This is a genomic window from Paenibacillus sp. FSL H8-0261, from assembly GCF_045040645.1.
GTDB lineage: Bacteria > Bacillota > Bacilli > Paenibacillales > Paenibacillaceae > Paenibacillus_AQ.
In genome coordinates, this window is the sequence record NZ_CP150297.1 from 5039845 (window position 1) to 5060112 (window position 20268).

Annotated in this window: 14 protein-coding genes; all 14 read right to left on the reverse strand. The window is 41.4% G+C overall.

The window, feature by feature from the left end:
• Positions 1–79: 79 nt before the first annotated feature.
• On the reverse strand, positions 80–1042 hold the full coding sequence (locus MHI27_RS22515; protein WP_256716416.1) for a carbohydrate ABC transporter permease: 963 nt from the start codon (positions 1040–1042) through the stop codon (positions 80–82).
• A 15-nt stretch (positions 1043–1057) separates the two neighbouring features.
• Entirely contained in the window at positions 1058–2035 is a 978-nt protein-coding gene (locus MHI27_RS22520; protein ID WP_256716415.1) for a sugar ABC transporter permease, read from the reverse strand.
• Positions 2036–2613: 578 nt separating this feature from the next.
• Positions 2614–3399, reverse strand: a complete 786-nt coding sequence (locus tag MHI27_RS22525; protein ID WP_042190514.1) for a response regulator — start codon at positions 3397–3399, stop codon at positions 2614–2616.
• A complete protein-coding gene (locus MHI27_RS22530; protein ID WP_405174744.1) occupies positions 3374–5230 on the reverse strand; it encodes a sensor histidine kinase in 1857 nt (618 codons plus the stop codon). Before MHI27_RS22530 ends, MHI27_RS22525 begins: the two co-directional genes overlap by 26 nt.
• Positions 5231–5259: 29 nt before the next feature.
• Positions 5260–6090: a carbohydrate ABC transporter permease gene (locus MHI27_RS22535; RefSeq protein ID WP_042129876.1), complete on the reverse strand. Its 831-nt coding sequence runs from the start codon at positions 6088–6090 to the stop codon at positions 5260–5262.
• Positions 6090–6974, reverse strand: coding sequence for a carbohydrate ABC transporter permease (locus MHI27_RS22540; RefSeq protein ID WP_042190519.1), 885 nt, complete (start codon positions 6972–6974; stop codon positions 6090–6092). Before MHI27_RS22540 ends, MHI27_RS22535 begins: the two co-directional genes overlap by 1 nt.
• Positions 6975–7101: 127 nt before the next feature.
• Positions 7102–8511 carry an extracellular solute-binding protein gene (locus tag MHI27_RS22545; RefSeq protein ID WP_234532396.1) on the reverse strand — a complete coding sequence of 470 codons (1410 nt, stop codon included), beginning with the start codon at positions 8509–8511 and terminating at the stop codon, positions 7102–7104.
• A 422-nt stretch (positions 8512–8933) separates the two neighbouring features.
• Positions 8934–9671 carry a pyruvate formate-lyase-activating protein gene (gene pflA / locus MHI27_RS22550; RefSeq protein ID WP_042190523.1) on the reverse strand — a complete coding sequence of 246 codons (738 nt, stop codon included), beginning with the start codon at positions 9669–9671 and terminating at the stop codon, positions 8934–8936.
• Positions 9672–9886: 215 nt separating this feature from the next.
• Complete coding sequence (gene pflB / locus MHI27_RS22555) at positions 9887–12148, reverse strand: formate C-acetyltransferase (RefSeq protein WP_405174745.1); 2262 nt, start codon at positions 12146–12148, stop codon at positions 9887–9889.
• A 253-nt stretch (positions 12149–12401) separates the two neighbouring features.
• On the reverse strand, positions 12402–15023 hold the full coding sequence (gene adhE, locus MHI27_RS22560) for a bifunctional acetaldehyde-CoA/alcohol dehydrogenase (RefSeq protein WP_042129885.1): 2622 nt from the start codon (positions 15021–15023) through the stop codon (positions 12402–12404).
• A gap of 400 nt (positions 15024–15423) precedes the next feature.
• Positions 15424–16887, reverse strand: coding sequence for an ABC transporter substrate-binding protein (locus MHI27_RS22565; RefSeq protein ID WP_405174746.1), 1464 nt, complete (start codon positions 16885–16887; stop codon positions 15424–15426).
• Between the two features lie 132 nt (positions 16888–17019).
• Positions 17020–17892, reverse strand: a complete 873-nt coding sequence (locus MHI27_RS22570) for a carbohydrate ABC transporter permease (protein WP_042190530.1) — start codon at positions 17890–17892, stop codon at positions 17020–17022.
• 1 nt (position 17893) lies between these two features.
• Complete coding sequence (locus tag MHI27_RS22575; RefSeq protein ID WP_042129891.1) at positions 17894–18814, reverse strand: carbohydrate ABC transporter permease; 921 nt, start codon at positions 18812–18814, stop codon at positions 17894–17896.
• A gap of 117 nt (positions 18815–18931) precedes the next feature.
• Complete coding sequence (locus MHI27_RS22580) at positions 18932–20260, reverse strand: response regulator (RefSeq protein WP_405174747.1); 1329 nt, start codon at positions 20258–20260, stop codon at positions 18932–18934.
• Between the last annotated feature and the right edge of the window lie 8 nt (positions 20261–20268).

Below are 20268 nucleotides of genomic sequence, written 5' to 3' on the forward strand. Positions count from 1 at the left end.
CCCTCAAAATATTTATATATGCTGAATCGGACGTTCACACACTTGCATGGAGCGCCGAATTAAGCCATTTCAATCCTCATTAGCCTTTAACAGCACCAACGGTAAGTCCTTTGATAAAATACTTTTGGAAGAAGGAGTAAACGAATACGATAGGACCGATCCCAATAACAGCCATTGCCATTCTTACTGTCTCTGTCGGCAGATTGATTTCTACACCTTGTGCAGCTAAGGCAGCCATCGCTTGAGGGCTTGCAGTCAGGAACTGAACGTTCAACATCGTCTTATACATTAGATATTGCAGATTGACATGCCCTTCGGGTGAAATAAAGATCAAGCTTAGATACCAGTCATTCCAATACGCCAAGGTTTGAAATAATCCCACTGTAGCTAGCACCGGTAACGACAAAGGTAGAATGATTTGAACGAAGATCCGAAACTCCGGTGCCCCGTCAATTTTAGCGGATTCAACTAGTGCCGGCGGGATTGTGTTTGCAAAAAAGGTTCGTAAAATAATGACAAAGAATGCTGAAACCAGCAGTGGCATAATCAGAATCCATAGCGTATCTTTCAAATGCATCATTTGAGTATAAACTAGATACCAGGGCACTAAGCCTCCATTAAACAAAAGTGTAAAAAACATAAAGAACGAAAAGAAATTACGATGTGGAAAATCCCCACGCGAGATAGGATAGGCATACATTGCCATAATTACGAGACTCAGAATCGTTCCAACCACCGTCACAAATAAGGAAACGGCAGCCGCATCTATGATTTGCCAATAATCTTTTAACAGAAATTCATATGACGAGATATCCCACTTGTTCGGGAAAAAGCTGTAGCCGTGCTGCACAACCGATTGTTCATCTGAGAACGATACGATAATCACGAGGATCAGTGGGACCACACAAATCGCCGTATAGATCCAGAAGAATATATTAATTAACAAATTGGAGATATTAGAAATTTCATTGGGTTGTTTTTGCCGTTTAGCTCTCTTTCCTGTACGACCCGACGGCCCGATTGCAGTTTCTGTCTGGCTCAACACGCTCACCTCCCTCTAAAATAACGCATCATCTTTACTTATTCGTCGTACTGCTAGATTTGCTAAGAATATCAGTAGAAATCCTACAATAGATTGAACGAGACCCGCGGCAGAGGACATCCCAATATCACCAATCGCCAGGAAGGTCTGATATACATAGGTGTCGATAACTTGCGTAGTGGAGTATAATGCTCCTGCGTTTCTAGTCACCTGAAAGAACAATCCGAAGTCTGCGTTAAAAATCCTACCAATCTGCAGTAGCGTCATTACGATGATAACCGGACTGATCAGCGGCAGCGTGATTTTACGAATCTGCTTCCATTTAGAAGCACCGTCTATCAGCGCAGCCTCATAATATTCGTGATCTATGCCGATGATCGCGGCCATATAAATGACCGTCGTATAGCCAATCTCTTTCCACAGCTTTACTATCACTAGAATCCCAGGCCAATATTGCGACTGCGAATACCATTCAATTGGATCAACCCCAAAGAACGGAAGCAGTGTCTTGTTCATGAACCCGTGCTCTGCACTCAGAAAGCCGTATACTAAATAACTGACGACGACCCATGAGAGAAAATATGGGAGAAACATCGCACTCTGATGGAATTTCGATAGCCATCTGCTGCGCATTTCGTTAAACATAATCGCAAAAGCCAGTGAAAAAAATAGTGTGAGTACAATAAACGCAGTGTTGTACAATAGGGTATTTCTTGTAATGATCCACGCCGTCTCTGTCGAGAATAAATATTTGAAGTTCGAGAACCCGACCCAATCACTGCCTAGAATGCCCTTCTGGTAATTGATATCCTTAAAAGCAATTACCGTCCCTAACATCGGTATGTAGTTATTGATGATCAGAATAATAATGGCTGGGAGCATCATCAAATAGAACACCCAATATTTCTTCATCACTCTCAGAAAATTCGGCACTCTCCCCCTGCCGCGTTTTTTTACTTCTGACAAGCTGACGGAAGGATTCGTCACACTCATGTTCTGTTCCCCCATTTCCCCATCGTCCCAATCTAGAGCCTTTTTCACGCTTGCTTGGCTATCGCCTTGCACTTCCTTCTTACACTCTAATTAAAACATATGATAAATTTTGGGAGTATAGGGAGCATATTATATTTCTATAAAAAAAGAGATGATTATCCTTAATAACTAAGGATAATCATCTCTACTGTTTAAAATCATTAAATTGGTTATAACTTATGTACCTTTATCACAGCCGCAGGCTGGTCGATAATCTCTTCTTTCCCCTAAGGAGTCCCCACAACCGCAGGAGTGGGACGACCCCATACCCACAACGAAGTGTGGTGAGGGAGAAGGAGCGGAGAGGAAGTTTGGAACTGTAGGAGCGTAGCGTTCGCCTAAAAGCTTTCCTTGGAAAGCTACCTCGGAAGCATATGCTTTCATTGGATTTCAACCGCGAGCAGCGGTTTCCAATCAAGAAATCCGAGGATAACAGCGACCGAAAGTCCAAACATTCCTCCGTAGTGACGCTTACCTCACCATGCTGAGTAACAGACATTCCTTGCAGTGACGCTAAACATCACCATACGCCGCCGACCTCATAACACTTCGGTTCGGCACCGGTCACGATACTCCTTAGGAGACATCCCCGTCTGCTTCTGAAATACCTTCGTGAAATAACGTCGTTCCTGATAACCGACTCCGGAACCAATCACCGTAATGCTCTTATCGCTGTTAGTAAGCATAAACTTGGCAGCTTCAATTCGCTGTTGTGTTACGTATTCCACGAAAGTCATTGCAAAACGGTTCTTAAACAAGAGGCAGAAGTAACTGCCACTGATGCCGATCTTATTCGCCACTTCCTCAATCCCGATATCTGAATGAAGATGTTCAGTGATGTATTGAGCGGCCAAGTTCATTAGCTGATCCGGCGTTTTTTTGCCATTGTCAACTTCAGGAATCTCTTGAAACAAAGGGATGCTATTATACAGTTTATTCTTAAACTGTTTACTACGGATATTAGCTCCGATCTCACGTACCTTATTGCCAAGCTCCTCATAATGTATCGGCTTACAAATGTATTCTTTTACCCCAAGCCGGATCGCTTCCCGTGCATAGTCAAATTCCTGATACCCGGTAAGAAGCAGTACCTCACTATCCAATCCCAATTCCCGCAGCTTTCCTACAAAAGTTAACCCGTCCATCACTGGCATACGAATGTCACTCAACACAAGATCGGGTTGCTCCTCTTCAGCAATGCGCAAGGCGTCCATACCGCTTCGCGCCATACCGACTACCTCCATCCCCATCTCCTGCCATGGCAACACTCTCTTCAGATTATTCAGAATTGGGGCTTCGTCATCTACCAATAATACTTTTAGCATAATGATCTTCCCCCTGCTCGTATTTAGGTATGACACATTGAATAATAGTACCATATCCTGGACTGGAACAAATAAATATTCCATATCTGTCACCGTATTCAATGCGGATGCGATCTGCTACACTGCGAATGCCAAGGCCTCTACGTTCAAGATTCATCCGGTTTTCCCGTTCAACTTCAACCTCTTGCTCCACAGGATCATTCACAATATATTGGAAAATAGACAACTGAGATGGTGTAATTCCAATACCGTTATCTTCAATTCGTAAAATTAAGTCCCCTTGCTTCTCCCAAACTTTCACAGAAACTTGACCTTTGTAATCAATACCCTCAAATCCATGTTGAATGCTATTCTCTACAAGCGGTTGCAAAGTAAGCTTTAAAATGCCGCAACTCATCAAATCTTGTGGGATATCAATATCGTATTCAAATAAATCCTCAAATCTAAATTTTTGAATATCCAAATAATTGCGCAGATGTTTAATCTCTTCATCCAGTGTAATTTCTTCTCGATCCTGAATGCTAATTCGTAAAATACTTGCCAGTCGGTAGACCATCTCACTGACTTTCTTGCCTTCATTCTGTATAGCCAGAACATTAATCGACTCTAACGTATTGAATAAAAAATGCGGTTTAATCTGAGCCTGTAGAACACGCATCTCGGCTTGATTCTTGCGACGCTGTTCCAAATGGATTCTGTTAAACAATCGGTTAATTTTATCCATAAGATCATTAAAGCCCTTACCAAGAAGCGTTAACTCATCATTCCCCTTCACTTCTACCCGCGAAGTTAGATCTCCATCCTCAACACGTCGCATAAAACGAACAATTACGGCTATTGCACCAGTAATGCGATTCATAAAGAATAGATTGAAGATCACCGCTGCCAAAAAGCAAAGGAAGATAACCCCTACAAACCAGCGTGCAAATACTGTAACTTCTCGAGATAAAGAGTCCCATGAGGTTACAGACACTAGACTCCAAGGATAATCTTTTAAATGATACATGGAGAGAATACTCTTCTCCCCGTTATACTCTGTTTTAAAACTCTGAAACCCTTTTTTGAAGGTAATCTCTTTATTCGCGAATGACTGAATATCCTGCCCATCCAGCTTTTGATCTGGGTCAAATAGAATCATTCCGTCATCATTTACTAGCATAAACGAAACATCCTGATTACTATCCCCAATTTTTAAATTGCGAAATATCGATTCGAGCTCCCAATTTTTGATCTGTACAACAAGGATACCTATGTTCTGAAAGAAGCTCAGTTCCTTCACGAGTCGAATTTGTGTAAACACAGGTTCAGTTCCTGTAAGTTCGGGATACTCATGAGGAGCCAGCCATTTTGGCACGCCATTCAAATCCATTACTTCCTGGTACAAATCACTTTTTTTGAAAGTATCATAGGGTAGCGTTCGGAAATTTTCCTTATTAAAAAGCGACACGATTTCAGAGTTACCTCTACCGTTAAAATTGTATAAAAAAGCATAGCTAATCGATGGATGGTTAAACAACAGACTACGGAAATTGCGCTGGCTTGCATTCAAATTGAGTTGCTCAGCATCAGTCAAATCTTGATTAGAAGGATCTTCTGCGCTAAGTGCCATATGAAAAACCGAGGTAGCAATTCCGTTGTCTGTAACGTTATCCATATCTTTTAACACATTTGAAATACTGTAACTAATTGCTTTGAGTGAGTATTCCGACTGTTGACTGTACTTCTTCTCAATAGAGTTATAAGTCACGAAAAACATAAGCATGCCTAGAATAAATAAGGGAATGATTATCAGGCCCAAAAATGCCGTAAATAATTTATAGCGCAAATTCATCGGCTAGTGCTCCTGACTGAGAAAAAAAGTTATCCTTTTACGCCACCCGCAGTTACGCCTTCAATAATTTTTTCCTGTAAAATCGCATAAATCACAATTACTGGCAGAACGCTGAAGACGATACCCGCTGACATTTGTGCATAGTTCATCTGATATTGATCACGGAATTGAACCATACCCACTGGGAGCGTACGTAGTTCATCATTTGATAGGAAGTAGTTTGCCAGCAAGAATTCGTTCCAATTGCCCAGGAAATTAACAATGAATACAGTAACCATGGCAGGTACGGTTAGAGGTACAATAATTTTAGCAAAGATACCTGGTGCCTTCAACCCATCCATGACCGCTGCCTCTTCAATTTCTCTAGGCAACGAGCGCATAAATGCAGCCAATATAATTATCGTAAACGGAATTGCATTCGCGATATAAGGGATAATCAATGCCCAGTGCGTATTCAGAATTCCCATCTTACGTACAATCGTATAAATAGGAAGCATCAATGCGTTGTTTGGAATGAGCATTCCCACCATAACTAAGGTGAACAAAATCGTATTCCATTTGCCTTGGCGCATCCGAGTAACTGCAAAAGCAAACATAGACGCTAGAATGATAGATACTACAGAAGCCAATATGGAAATGTACAAACTGTTAAAAAAGTAGGTGCTGATCTTGGCATTTACCCAAGCTTCAACGTAGTTATTGAAGACGAACTCCTTTGGAATCCCAAAAGGGTTAAGTGCTATTGCATTGTTATCCTTTTTCACAGAGGAGAATAACACGAACAGGAAAGGAAATAGAATAACTAGTAGATAGGACAATAGTGCGACGTGTGGCAGACTTTTTTTCAGGGCGCGTGGCATCAGTATTCAATCCTTTCTGTGCGTCGGGCTATCAGCAGCTGATAAATAGCTGTAACCACCAATGTAAATACAAAGATCAGGACTGCAATGGCATTACCGTACCCATACTTAAAGTTAGTGATAGCATATTTAATCATGTAAGTTGCCATTACATCGGTTGAACCAGCAGGTCCACCCTTAGTCATTACAATGACGATATCCGCCGCTTTCATTGCTCCAGCAATGGACAACATGATTACAACAGAAATGATCGGAACAATTAAAGGAAGCGTGATACGTGTAGCACGTTGGAATCCAGTTGCGCCATCAATGGCAGCTGCTTCATCCAATTCACCTGGTATCGACAGAATAGCTGCAAGTACCATTACAATGTAGAATCCGGTCCATTGCCAAGCATTCGTGATCAGGATCGATAACATTGCGAATCTTTCATCCGACAGCCAGTAAAGTGGATCAATACCAACTAAGCCTAGAACCTTATTTAAAAGTCCAATGTTGGGCTCATAAATGAAGCCCCATAGAATACCGATAACTGCTGTAGACATAATAGAAGGCATGAAGACCGCTGTCTTATACAAGCCTTTTAGCTTCTTTACATTCGATATCAATAACGAGAAGAATATGATTAACGGTACCTGTACAAAACAGGAGAAAAGAATAAAGAAACCGTTATTTTTGACAGATATCCAGAATCGTTCGTCTCCTAATGCCTTCTCAAAATTACTGATTCCGGCAGACTTGACTGTGTCAGATACCCCATTCCAGCTAGTAAAGCTGTAATAGATTGAACTAAAGATGGGATAGATGAAGAACATCGTGAACAAGATCAGTGCTGGAAGAATAAAAAGAAAAAATACCAATGGATTTCTTAGTGCTTTATTCATGACTACCTCCGGTTGCTTTGACATCTGGCGAACAATGAAGCTTTTAGATCTTTGCAAACACATAATTTCTTTGAGTTTAAAAATGTACCCTGGTTCTGGCACCAGGGTACATTCAATTTGCAGCTACTTATTCAACTGCTGCGTTTGCTTCTTCTTGTACCTTCTGTAAAGCTTCGCCCATTTTCTCTGGAGTTGTCTGACCACCAATTAGCTTTTGAATTTGAATGTTACTGATTTCTGTAGTTACATCAGCTTGAACAAGTGAGTCAAATGCTGGGAACGAAGATTGTGAGTTATTAAGTACACCTACGATTTCGCTCATCAGATCATCCGTAATATTTTCATTCAGCACGTTTTGATCAATTTTCATTGCTGGCAGTACGCCATCTTCAACAAGACCACGTAATTGCATTTCTTCGTTAAACAAGTTTTTGATGAAAGATTTCACAGCAGCCAATTGACGTGGATCTTTCTCAGCAGAAGCAGAGAAACCGTAGCCATTGTTTACATCGCGCATCAATGCAGTTTGGTCGCCTACGCCACCATCAACTGGAGGAATATTGAAGAATCCAACTTTACCGATCAAACCTTCGCCAGATTGTCCGGCTTTAAATACGGAAGATTTCCAAGTACCATCATACAAGAGGATTGCTTCGCTACTAGTGAATTGTGTTGTATATTCAGCATACTCGAAACCAAGTTCGCCTTTTTTGAAGTATCCTTTGTCAACCCATTCTTTGTACTTCGCAAAACCTTTTACAACGTTTGGATCAGTCCATTTAGCTTCGCCTGTTGCAAACTTAGCGGTTACATCTGGACCTGCATAACGTGACCACAAGTGGTTAGCTAGCATAAGTGGTACCCAACCAGCCTTAGATGCACCAGCCAAAGGTACTTTTCCGTCAGCCTTGATGTCAGCCAATTGTTGTTCCAATTCAGCAAATGTTGTTGGAGCTTTCCAACCCTTGCTATTGTAGTATTCTTTGTTGTAGAAGAAACCTTCACCAGATCCACCGATAGGCAATCCGTAAATTTTTCCTTCATAAGTGAAAGGATCAAGATTTGAGAATTTATCCTTAATTCCAAGTTCCTCTAGGATTGGAGTCAGATCGAGTAATTTACCTTCTTTAGCATAGATCTTAGAGTCAGGGCTTCCGAAAAGATCGAAGATCTCTGGTGGATTACCTGCAGCCATTTCACCACGTAATTTTTCTTTACGGTTTACATCTGAATCTACTCCATCAAGCTTAAAGGTCAGACCCGGTACATCGCCTTCTACCTTTTTCACTACTTCTTGCAGAATAGCTAAACGTTTCTGTTTGTCGGCACCGATTTGAGTGTGACGAATCGTCATTTCGAACGGCTCGCTACTAACCGGTTCTTCTGTTGCTGGAGCATTTGTAGCATCCGCTGAATTCGTCGCGGTAGCGTTTCCATCTCCTTTGTTAGAAGATGCATTGTTGTTGCTTCCGCAACCTGCCAGTAAAGCTGATGATACAAAAATCAGGGACAATAGCAAAGTCATACCTTTTTTCATTTCTTGTGACCCCCCATATAATGTTGTGCTTTACACTTCTTATTATAGAAAACAGATTCCATTCTCGTAAGGTTAAGATTCATCCACTATAGGGATAAAAATCTCTAATGAAAGCGGAATCAACTACACAATATGTAATATAATATAACTTTATTTCAGTAATAATTACGATTAAAAGCTTTATAGCGTGATTTAACCATACATATACTTTGAAAATAATCATAAAAACTCAATGCAATGATACAATATATATCATAACGGATTTCCAAGTCGTTAATTAACAGCAGTAAATATACCATTTTTTTAAAGCGAAAATACAAAATTACCCCTTTAAATGACATCAGACGTCCCTCATAACAAAAAAAGCCGTTCCTTCAGCAGTAAATCACTGAAGGAACGGCTCCACTTAATGTAGGTAAGAATTATACCAACGCTGTCTGCTTACGACCTTCTTCGACTAAGCGGTACGCCCGCTGAACTTCTTCATCCGTAGGGGATGGCACTCCATCCAATTCATAAGCCTTGCCGAGCATTTCCCATTTATAGATACCCATTTGATGATAAGGTAAGATTTCAAATTTCTCAACGCCATTTAAGGTTCCAATATAACGACCTAGATTGATAAGGTCCTCTTCACGGTCATGAATGCCTGGAACATATACATGTCTAATCCACATCTTACGGTTATGATCTGACAGCCAACGTGCAAGCTTCAAGGTCCGATCATTAGATTTACCAGTTAACTTAATGTGTGCTTCTTCATCAATATGCTTCAAATCGAGCATCACCAAGTCCGTAACATCCAATAAGTCATTAATCTTGTCACCTTCGTTATAACCATTACTATCTAATGTGGTGTGCAAATTCCAACGCTTCTTAACTTCCGTAAATAACTGTTTTACAAATTGTGCCTGCAAAGTTGGTTCTCCACCGGATACAGTTAACCCACCACCGGATGAACGATAGTAGTTTAAATATGGCTCGATCTCCGAAAGCACTTCTTCTAGAGTCATTTCCTTACCTTCATCTAAAGCCCAAGTATCAGGGTTATGGCAATACTGGCATTTCAGCAAGCACCCTTGCATAAATAAGACAAATCGAATACCAGGTCCGTCAACGGTTCCAAAGGTTTCCAAGGAGTGTATGCGACCTTTAATCATAGGATGTCATCCTTTCTCCAGGACTGACTAACAGTCCATCTTTCACGAAGAAGAATCCCTGCCCTTAAGACTGTGTTCTCCTTAATCGCGACCGTAAAATTTAAAATTTTAATGATTCTTGAACAAGATATTACCGCCCTTGAAACAAGAGCGGTAATTCCTTGCAAATATTTTAGTGCATATCTCAATGAAAGATCTTTATAAATATAAACAAATTACATTGAACCGTGGAAAGTACGGTTAATTACGTCCATTTGTTGTTCGCGAGTCAGCTTGATGAAGTTAACTGCATAACCGGATACGCGGATAGTCAATTGTGGATAGTTCTCTGGGTGATCCATAGCGTCCATCAGCTGTTCACGGTTAAATACGTTAACGTTCAAATGCTGAGCGTTATTATGGAAGTATCCGTCCATCATGTGTACCAGGTTAGACTTACAGGATTCATCGTCTTTACCCAGTGCCTTAGGTACGATGGAGAACGTATTGGAGATACCATCTTGTGCATCGGAGTAAGGCAGTTTGGCTACAGAGTTCAGTGAAGCCAGAGCACCTTTCTTGTCGCGTCCGTGCATTGGGTTAGCACCTGGTGCAAAAGGTTCGCCTTTCTTACGTCCGTCAGGAGTTGTACCTGTCTTCTTACCGTACACTACATTCGAAGTAATGGTCAATACCGATTGAGTTGGCACAGCATCACGATAAGTTTTGTTTTTACGGATCATTGTCATGAAGGTTTCAACCAATTCTACTGCGATGTTGTCTACAGCATCGTCATTGTTACCGTAGCAAGGGAATTCGCCTTCGGTTTCGAAGTCAATTGCAATACCTTGTTCGTTACGGATCGGTTTAACCTTCGCGTATTTAATAGCACTCAGCGAGTCAGCTGCAACGGACAGACCAGCGATACCGCAAGCCATCGTACGCAGAATGTCGCGATCATGCAGTGCCATTTCGATACGTTCGTAAGAATATTTGTCATGCATATAGTGAATGATGTTCAAAGTGTTAACGTAAGTCTTAGCCAACCACTCCATCATCGGTTTGAAGCGTTTCATTACTTCGTCATAATCCAGATATTCAGAAGTGATCGCTGGGAATTCCGGTCCAACTTGTGCTCCGGATTTTTCGTCTTTACCACCATTAATAGCATACAGCAAAGCTTTTGCCAGGTTGGCACGAGCGCCGAAGAACTGCATTTGTTTACCGATACGCATTGGAGATACGCAGCAAGCAATAGCATAATCGTCACCCCAGTATGGACGCATTAGATCGTCATTTTCATACTGAATTGCACTAGTTTCGATAGAAACCTTAGCACAATATTTTTTGAAGCCTTCAGGCAATCTTTCGGACCACAGAACAGTTAAGTTTGGTTCAGGAGCTGGACCCAAGTTATACAGGGTGTTCAGGAAACGGAAGCTGTTCTTGGTAACACGAGTGGTTCCATCTTCAGCCATACCACCGATGGATTCAGTTACCCAAGTAGGGTCGCCGGAGAACAGGTCATTATAGTCAGGTGTACGCAAGAATTTCACGATACGCAGTTTCATTACGAAATGATCGACAATTTCTTGTACTTGTTCTTCAGTCAAAGTACCTTCTTCAATATCGCGTTCTGCATATATGTCTAGGAAGGAAGAAACACGTCCCAGGGACATCGCCGCACCATTTTGTTCTTTAACTGCTGCCAGATATCCAAAGTATACCCATTGAGTAGCTTCCTTGAAGTTCGTCGCTGGTTTGGAAATATCCATACCGTGAGCTGCTGCCATTTCTTTCAATTCGCCCAGTGCACGAATTTGCTCGGACAGTTCTTCACGTAAACGAATTACTTCTTCTGTCATGGAATCAACTTCAAGCTCAGCTAGTTGTTGCTTTTTGTCTTTAATCAAGAAATCAATACCGTACAGAGCTATGCGGCGGTAGTCGCCGATAATACGTCCACGGCCGTAAGCATCAGGAAGACCTGTGATAACGCCGGATTTACGCACTGCTCTCATGTCTGGTGTATATGCATCAAATACGCCTTGGTTATGCGTTTTGCGAATGTTCGTGAACATGTCAACGATGTTTTGTGGAAGCTCGAAGCCATAAGCCTTCGTAGCATCAACCATCATCTTGATCCCGCCGAATGGCTGGATGGAACGTCTGAAAGGAGCGTCAGTCTGCACGCCTACAATTTGTTCCTTGTCCTTGTCAATGTAGCCTGGAGCATGTGAAGTGATTGTGGAGACAGTATCTAGGGAAACATCCCATACGCCGCCTCTTTCTCTTTCTTCCTTGCTCAGTTGGGAAATAATCTTCCACAGTTCAGTTGTGTTACTAGTAGGACCTACGAGGAACTCTTCGTTACCTTCATAAGGCTTAATGTTACTAGCGATAAAGTTGTTAACGTCAACTTTCTTGGACCATTTACCTTTTGTAAAACTTCTCCAACCGGATTTCACTTCATTTACTTCTTTTTCAATCACCGACATGCTAAATCCCTCCATCTATATTTATTATATTTGTAGAGATCGCGGGCTTGAAGGTTGATCCCGTGTCTCGTGATCCCCAAAAAGATGTGGTTGTTCCAAATTTCACAATCAACATTTCATATGTGGGACCGTTGTTTATATAAACATTCTAGTTTATTTTCTATAAAAACACTGTGACAAATATCACCTTTCGAGTGATATTTGTCACCTTTATCTAAGTCCACAACTATCCTATTCTCTATTTAACCACTTATTAATTATCAAATCTTCCGTAGAACGCATTACGGTATACATCAGCAAGCTCAGATACCAGTGGCAGCTTAGGATTGGCAGTTGTACATTGATCTTCAAACGCACGGTCAGCCAAGTAATCTACGCGGGATTCGAAGTCCTTAGGATCAAAGCCCAGTTGTTGGAACGATTCTTCGATGCCCAATTTTTTATTCATATCGCGAATAGCATTGATCAGGCTAGTTACACCTTCTTCAGTTGTGCGAGCTGGCAATCCCAGAATACGGGCAATTTCAGCATAACGCTCATCAGCTACGAAGTGCGAATATTTAGGGAACGAAGCGAACTTCGTAGGTTTTTTAGCATTGTAGCGGATAACGTGTGGCATAAGGATCGCATTAGTACGACCATGAGCAGTGTGGTACTGTCCGCCCCATTTATGCGCCAAACTGTGGTTAATACCCAAGAATGCATTGGCAAAGGCCATACCAGCAAGTGTTGATGCGTTATGCATTTTCTCACGTGCTACTCTGTCGCCTTCCAGCGCTGATTTTTCAAGGTATTGGAATACCAGTTGGATCGCTTTAATAGCTAGACCATCAGTATAGTCACTCGCCATAACAGATACATAAGCTTCGATAGCATGTGTCAATACGTCCATACCTGTATCAGCAACTGCAGTTTTTGGCAAGCTGTATACGAACTCTGGATCAATGATAGCCACATCTGGAGTTAACTCGTAGTCAGCCAAAGGATATTTGGTGTGCTGTTCAGTTGTTTTATCGGTAATAACTGCGAAAGATGTTACTTCCGAACCTGTACCCGAAGTAGTTGGAATCGCTACAAACTTAGCTTTGTTACCAAGTTTAGGGAATTTGTATACCCGTTTACGGATATCCATGAATTTTTGTTTCAGACCATTAAAGTCTGCGTCTGGATGTTCATAGAATAACCACATTCCTTTTGCAGCATCCATTGGGGAACCGCCGCCAAGTGCGATAATGCAGTCCGGTTGGAATCTGTTCATCATTGCAGTACCTTTTTCAACTGTAGTTGTCGATGGATCTGGTTCAACTTCAGAGAACACTTCGATAGCTACAGGAGTTTGACGTTGACGCAGGTAATGTTCAACTCTTTCAACATATCCAAGCTTAACCATCATTGGGTCAGTGATAATTGCGACACGTGTGATATCAGGCATTTTGGTCAGGTACTGAGTAGCGCCTTTTTCGAAATAGATCTTGTCAGGTACTTTAAACCATTGCATATTCACGGTACGACGATTCACCCTTTTCACGTTGATCAAATTGATTGCTGTAACGTTTTGCGACACGGAGTTACGTCCATAAGATCCGCAGCCCAGAGTCAACGAAGGGATATTAGTGTTATAGATATCGCCGATCGCACCATGTGTGGAAGGCGAGTTAACGAGAATACGTCCTGTTTGCAGACGGTTAGAGAACTTCATGATTACTTCTTCGTTGTTGGAGTGGATAGCCGAGCTATGTCCCATACCACCAAATTCAACAATTTGAGCTGCGCGTTCGATACCTTGATCTGCATTCTTAACTTTGTAGCAAGCAAGAACCGGACTTAATTTTTCAGCGGAAAGTGGATATTTAGTGCCTACACCTTCAAGTTCTGCTACCAGAATCTTTGTGCCGGCAGGGACTTGAATGCCACACATTTCAGCAATCTTCACTGCGGATTGACCTACGATTGCTGGGTTAACCGCACATTTATCTACATTCATTGCTCCACTAGTCAGTTTGGCAGCTTCTTCTTTGTTCACAAAGTAGCAGCCATTAGCAATCATTTTTTTCTTCACTTGATCGAAGATTGGTTCTTCGATAATAACAGCTTGCTCGGAAGCACAGATCATACCATTATCAAATGTTTTAGAAAGAATGATGTCCGTTACGGCTTGATCAATATCCGCGCTCTTTTCAATGAAAGCAGGTACGTTACCAGGGCCTACGCCAAGTGCTGGTTTACCACAGCTATAAGCTGCTTTTACCATTGCAGAACCACCAGTTGCCAAGATAAGAGCAACGTCTGGGTTGTTCATCAATGCGTTTGTCTTGTCCATTGTTGGCATTTCAATCCATTGGATACAGTTCTCAGGAGCGCCAGCTTTCACGGCAGCATCATGAAGAATTTTTGCAGCAGCTGCACTACACTCTTGCGCAGATGGGTGGAAACCGAATATAATAGGGTTCCGTGTCTTAATCGAAATCAACGCTTTAAACATCGTGGTGGATGTAGGGTTGGTTACCGGTGTGATACCCATAACAATTCCGACGGGTTCAGCAATTTTTTGGAAGCTATCATAAGCGTTGTCTTCAATAACGCCTACTGTTTTATCGTATTTAATTCCGTGCCAGATATATTCAGTTGAGAAGATGTTCTTCGTAATTTTGTCTTCGTATACGCCGCGTCCAGTTTCTTCTACGGCCAATTTTGCGAGGTACATATGTTTGTCGAGTCCAGCCAACGCCATTGCATGAACGATTGTGTCAACTTGCTCTTGGTCTAGCGCCATGAACGCCTCATGCGCTTTTTTTGCTTTATCCACTAAATTCTGAATATACTCTTCAGCGGTAACTTGTTTAACTTGGGCGGCGACTTCGTTCTTAACTGCCATCTCCCTCGTCCTCCTGTCAATTTTTAGTTGTTTTTCTCTACACATTTATCTTATCACATGATTTCCACCTTGTATAGTGAAATCTTTCACAAAGTATAAAGTTTTTTTGATTTGTTTTCAAAGCGCTTTCATTCGATCATATTATAGTCTTTTTACCATATTATGTGCTATAAAACCCTTTAAATCTTAGAATTATACTTTAATAAGCAAAATTTCAGCTCCTTTTTATTCCATATATCTAAAATCAGTACACAAAAATGTATTCTCTTCATCACAGTCAATTACGATTTCCCTACACTGTAATAATTTCCAATTGATTATCACTATTTCTGAAGATTTATAAATTTATAAATCTTCACAACAAAAAACCGACCCCAAAGGGGCCGGTTTTTGCATTAAACTATTCCGCTTTAATCGTATCAAAGAATTTCTCTTGCACTGTTTTAGCTGCTGCTTCTAACTGGCTCTTGGAATCCGTTCCTTTTTTGGAGAACAGCTCTTGAATAACATTGGACATGGTTGCGTAATAGTCCTGTGTGTTGTATTGAGCTTCAGGTTTACCATCCAAAAGTCCCATAATGTCAGGGCTATATTGGTATACATTTGTGTACTTGTCATAAACCGCTTTGGTCTTCTTACCAAACTCAGAATCAGCTGAGTAGTAGTCTAAGAGCGGCGGGATAAAGTATTTGCCATCGGTTGTACGTTGTTGAAGAATTGCATCCAGCGCTTCCAAACCTTTGTCAGAGAAATAATCAAAAGTAATGTAGCGGAATGCCATTTCTTGTTCATCTGGCGTAGCATTTGGATTAATTACTAGATAGTCACCACCAAGTACCCCTGTGTGCTTTCCGCCTTTTTCCATAGCTGGCATAGGATACGTAAGCACATCCTCAGGTTTCAGTCCACCTTGGTTCAACGCTTGCTCGATAACGCCATCAGACCCGGCCATTACCATTGCTGTACGACTTTGTTGGAACGCACCTACAGCATCGCCCCAACCAAGTGCCCAGTCCTGTGGAATCGCGTTAGCTTCCCATCTAAGTTTCTTGTAGAAATCCAGTGCTTTAACGCCAGCATCGGAATTAAATGTAGCTATAACCTTACCGCCTTCAATTTTTTGAATCTCTCCGCCAGCTTCAAACAGGAAGTTGGTCCAGTTCCAACCTGCTTCGTTCCCCTTACCCATTGGAGCAATTCCGGAAATACCTTTTTTGGCATCAGCTACGCCTTTAGCCGTGTTCAGCATATCATCCCAAGTCCAATCCATAGGTGGAATGGCTACGCCTTTTTCATCCAGCATTTTTTTGTTGATCATAGTGGTTGTTACATAACCTTTTTGTGTTACTCCGAAAACTTTGCCGTCGATAATAAATTGATTTTGAAGCACGGTGTTAATTTGATCTTTAAATTCATATTTGTTCCACAGATCTGTGATGTCAGCAACCCAGCCCTTTTCAACCAGGAATTTAGCTTCTGTAGCAAAAGTATTAAAGAAGGTTGGTGCTTCATTCGCAGCCATTTTGATTCCTATTTCACTTACATTGTACTGCCAGTCGTCTTTAACGATTTCTACGTTCGGATATACCTCTTGGAAACGTTTGATTTTGTCGTCTTCCTGTGCTCTTATTTCAGTCAGGTCAGGTGTTGGATAGTGAATCTTGATCGTCACTTTTCTTTGAGTAATGTCATCCACTGGCGCATCCGTAGCGGTTGCTGTATTATCCGTTACAGCATTTGTTGGCGCAGCAGATGCTTCCCCGCCTTTGTTCCCCGCTGTGTTTCCGTTATTGTTGCCGCTGCAAGCAGATAGCAACGATCCGGCTACAAGTACGCTTAGTAGAACGCTAGAGTACTTACGCATTGAAACTCCCCTTTTCAATTCATAATTATCTTACATATCGATCATAAATTAGAAACCGTTTACAAACGAGGTGCATTTATATTCCTTTCATGTGCATGTTTACGATCCATGGTTAAATTCGTCGATAATTGCTTATCCTTTCACTGCCGACAAAGCAACCCCACGCATAATGAATTTCTGGAAAATCAAGAAGACAATGATTGGAGGCAAGGATACTATAAACAGGATTGCAAATTTAATATTAGTATTGAGTGCCTTCACATTAATAACGTATTTATAAATGGCTGTCGCAAGCGTATATTTCTCTTCACTGTGCATAACCAGAGATGGCCAGAACCAGTCATTCCATGCGGTAGAAAAGATAAAGATCGCTAATGTAGCAAAAATCGGAATGGATAGTGGCACGGCAATGGAGAAAAAGCTTCTCGGCTCAGAGGCCCCATCAATTCGTGCTGCTTCAAAGATTTCCGGGTGAATTCCGTCAAAAAAGTTCTTTAACAATAGAAAGTAGAAAGTGTTCGCACCCGCTGGCAACCAGAAAGCCGCATACTGATTCAGCAATCCGAGCTCCTTCAAATTGACAAAGTTCGGGATCATGTAACTGGTCGCCGGAATAAACAATGTCATCAGAAAGAAGAAGTAAATAGCTCTTTTGTAAGGAACATTCATACGAGAAATACTAAAAGCTGACATTCCCAAAACCACAAGAGTCACGACCATATTCCCTAAAAAGATATAAATGGTGTTTCTAAGGAACATGGGTAGATCAATGTAGTTCATCGCGTCTTTAAGGTTGCTGAAGTGCCATTCCTGAGGGAAAAAATGAGGCGGGAATGAATTCACCTCTTGATTCGACTTCAACCCGTTGAATAACGTCATACAAATCGGGTACAGCATGCTAAAAACCATAACTAAAATGACTACGCACATCAAGCCATAAACAATCTTATTACTTGTTTTTTTCAAATCGTGTTCTGAAAGAATTCCTCTATCTGCGCTCTTCATCTTAGTAGTCCTCCTTGTTAAGCTTGAACTGTAAAATGCCCAAACCACCTAGGACAATGAACATTAACATGCCAAGCGCAGTAGCTGTTCCATAATCGAGTCTTGTAAATGCATATTTCACGATCAACAGCGCATAGGTAAGCGTAGTATTATTTGGCCCGCCATCAAGCAGCGCCATCTGTGACTGATACCCTTGTGAAGTACCAATAATTTGCAGGATCAGCATCAAAAAGATTAAATTACGCAGTGAAGGCAATGTGATGTACTTTATACGTGCCCATATACCTGCTCCATCAATCTCAGCGGCTTCATACCAATCTCTTGGAATGCTGAGTACAGCAGCTAAGTATATTAGCATCCCTGATCCGAACTGCTGCCATGTTTCCATAAACACAAGGGAAATCATCGACCATCTTGTATCTGTTAAGAAGGCAACCTGATCCACACCCATTGTGCCTAGTAACGCATTAATCGGGCCCACCGGATCATAAAGCCATCTCCACAGTCCATAGAGAACCACACCAGGCATTACGAAAGGAAGGTAAGCCGCTACACGTACAAAGCCCCCAAACTTTCTCAGCTCCGAGATCATGATGGCAAAAGCAATCGGAACCCAAAAACCGATAATAAGACATAGAAACATGTAATACCCAGTGTTCTTTAATGCGGTCAAAACATCTGGATCACTAAGTGCTCTACTGTAGTTCTCAAAGCCTACAAAGCTATTACCTTTCACAAAATCAACATGGTAGAAGCTGTACAGTAAGCCTTTAAAAATTGGAACCCACAAGAACATAATAAAAATAATTACGGCAGGTACGAGGAACATATATCCCCAAAAGTTTTTCTTCCAGCGGTTTTGCTTGTACGGTGTCCCCTTCAGCGTCGCCGGGTTTTCGGTTACTACTGCGGTTTGATTCATCAGGCTCCCTCATTCCATTGTTCTATCAGCATTTTTCGCAAAATGCTTCCTACCTTAAATTGTAGGAAATGAGGGTTGTACTGAACATGTCTATATCTACCGAAGTCATGAGTGTTTTTACTTCTTCAATTCGCTGGGGCTGATTCCATAATATTTTTTGAAAATTTTACTAAAATGCTCGGGCGATTCATAACCCACACGTTCCGCAATTTCGTATCTGCGAAGATCGGTATTCAAAATCATCTCCCGACTTTCTTCCATCCGGAGCTTAATTACATATTCCCACAGGTTATAACCTGTATTTTTCTTAAATAGGTAGCTCAAATAATTGGGGCTAACATGATTCTTCTTAGCCACATCGTGAATAGTAAGTCCTTTTTGAGCATAGTTCTCGTCAATATATTCTTTTGCTTTTTGTACGATCAGATTGCTATGCGTATGAAGTTCTTCTACAGAAGGATCACTTGTGTAACTGTTCCAGTTGAAATCCCCATAATAGAACACGTAATGGTCACTATGCTCATTATTCCAGAGAATTGCATTAGAGGCCTGGCGGTTCAAAACGGCCATAAACGAAAGCCCCTTTAAAATCTGGCTAATGCCGATGACTACGTTCAGATGTAAATATTTATGGATATTAAAATGTAGACTACGACCAAGTATATCTAGCCTGTTGATTTGGCCGGCAGAAGAATCCTCATAGCTTTTTTCATCCCATTGAATAATGATCGTAATTTCTCCATCCGGCGCATAAAAGGCTATCGAGTTCCATTCCTTTTCCATTAATTCTTTGGCAATGTTCAGCGCAGCATAACAAAGAAGCCGTCTGTCCCGCATAGTATACTGCTTTTCCTGGTTCGCTCCAGACAGTGGTACCTTAAGTTTTAAGACGGAAAAATACGGCCCTTGTAGCTTCAGATTATCCAGCTTCAGGAGGTTATCTCCATCAGCTAGTACAACTCCAGGGTCAATGAGCAATTCGTTCAAGAGCTTGCTATATTCCGGCAACGGCTCTTCAAGTCGAAAGCTTTCGTTAATTCCAGACATGAAGACATCTAGTTCTGGTGAGGGCTTCCCCATCTTAAGGAGCACATTTCGAACGGAATCCAAAAACTGCTCACTATTCAAAGGCTTGATTAAATAGTCCTTTGCCCCGAGCCTAACAGCCATTTGAGCATATTGAAACGTCTCATGAGCAGAAATTACGATGGTCTGTACCCATGGTTTGGCTAGTTTGGCATGCTGCATCAAATCAATTCCACTCATCGCACCCATCTGTATGTCCGTAACGAGCAGATCAATTTCCTCCATACGTATACAGTCTAGTGCTTCAAATCCACTATTAGCTGTATAGATATTAGAAATATCCAGCCCGGATGAAGCTAATAAATTGCTCAATCCTTTACAAATCAATGGTTCGTCATCCACAACCAATATATTGAACATTTCTGCAT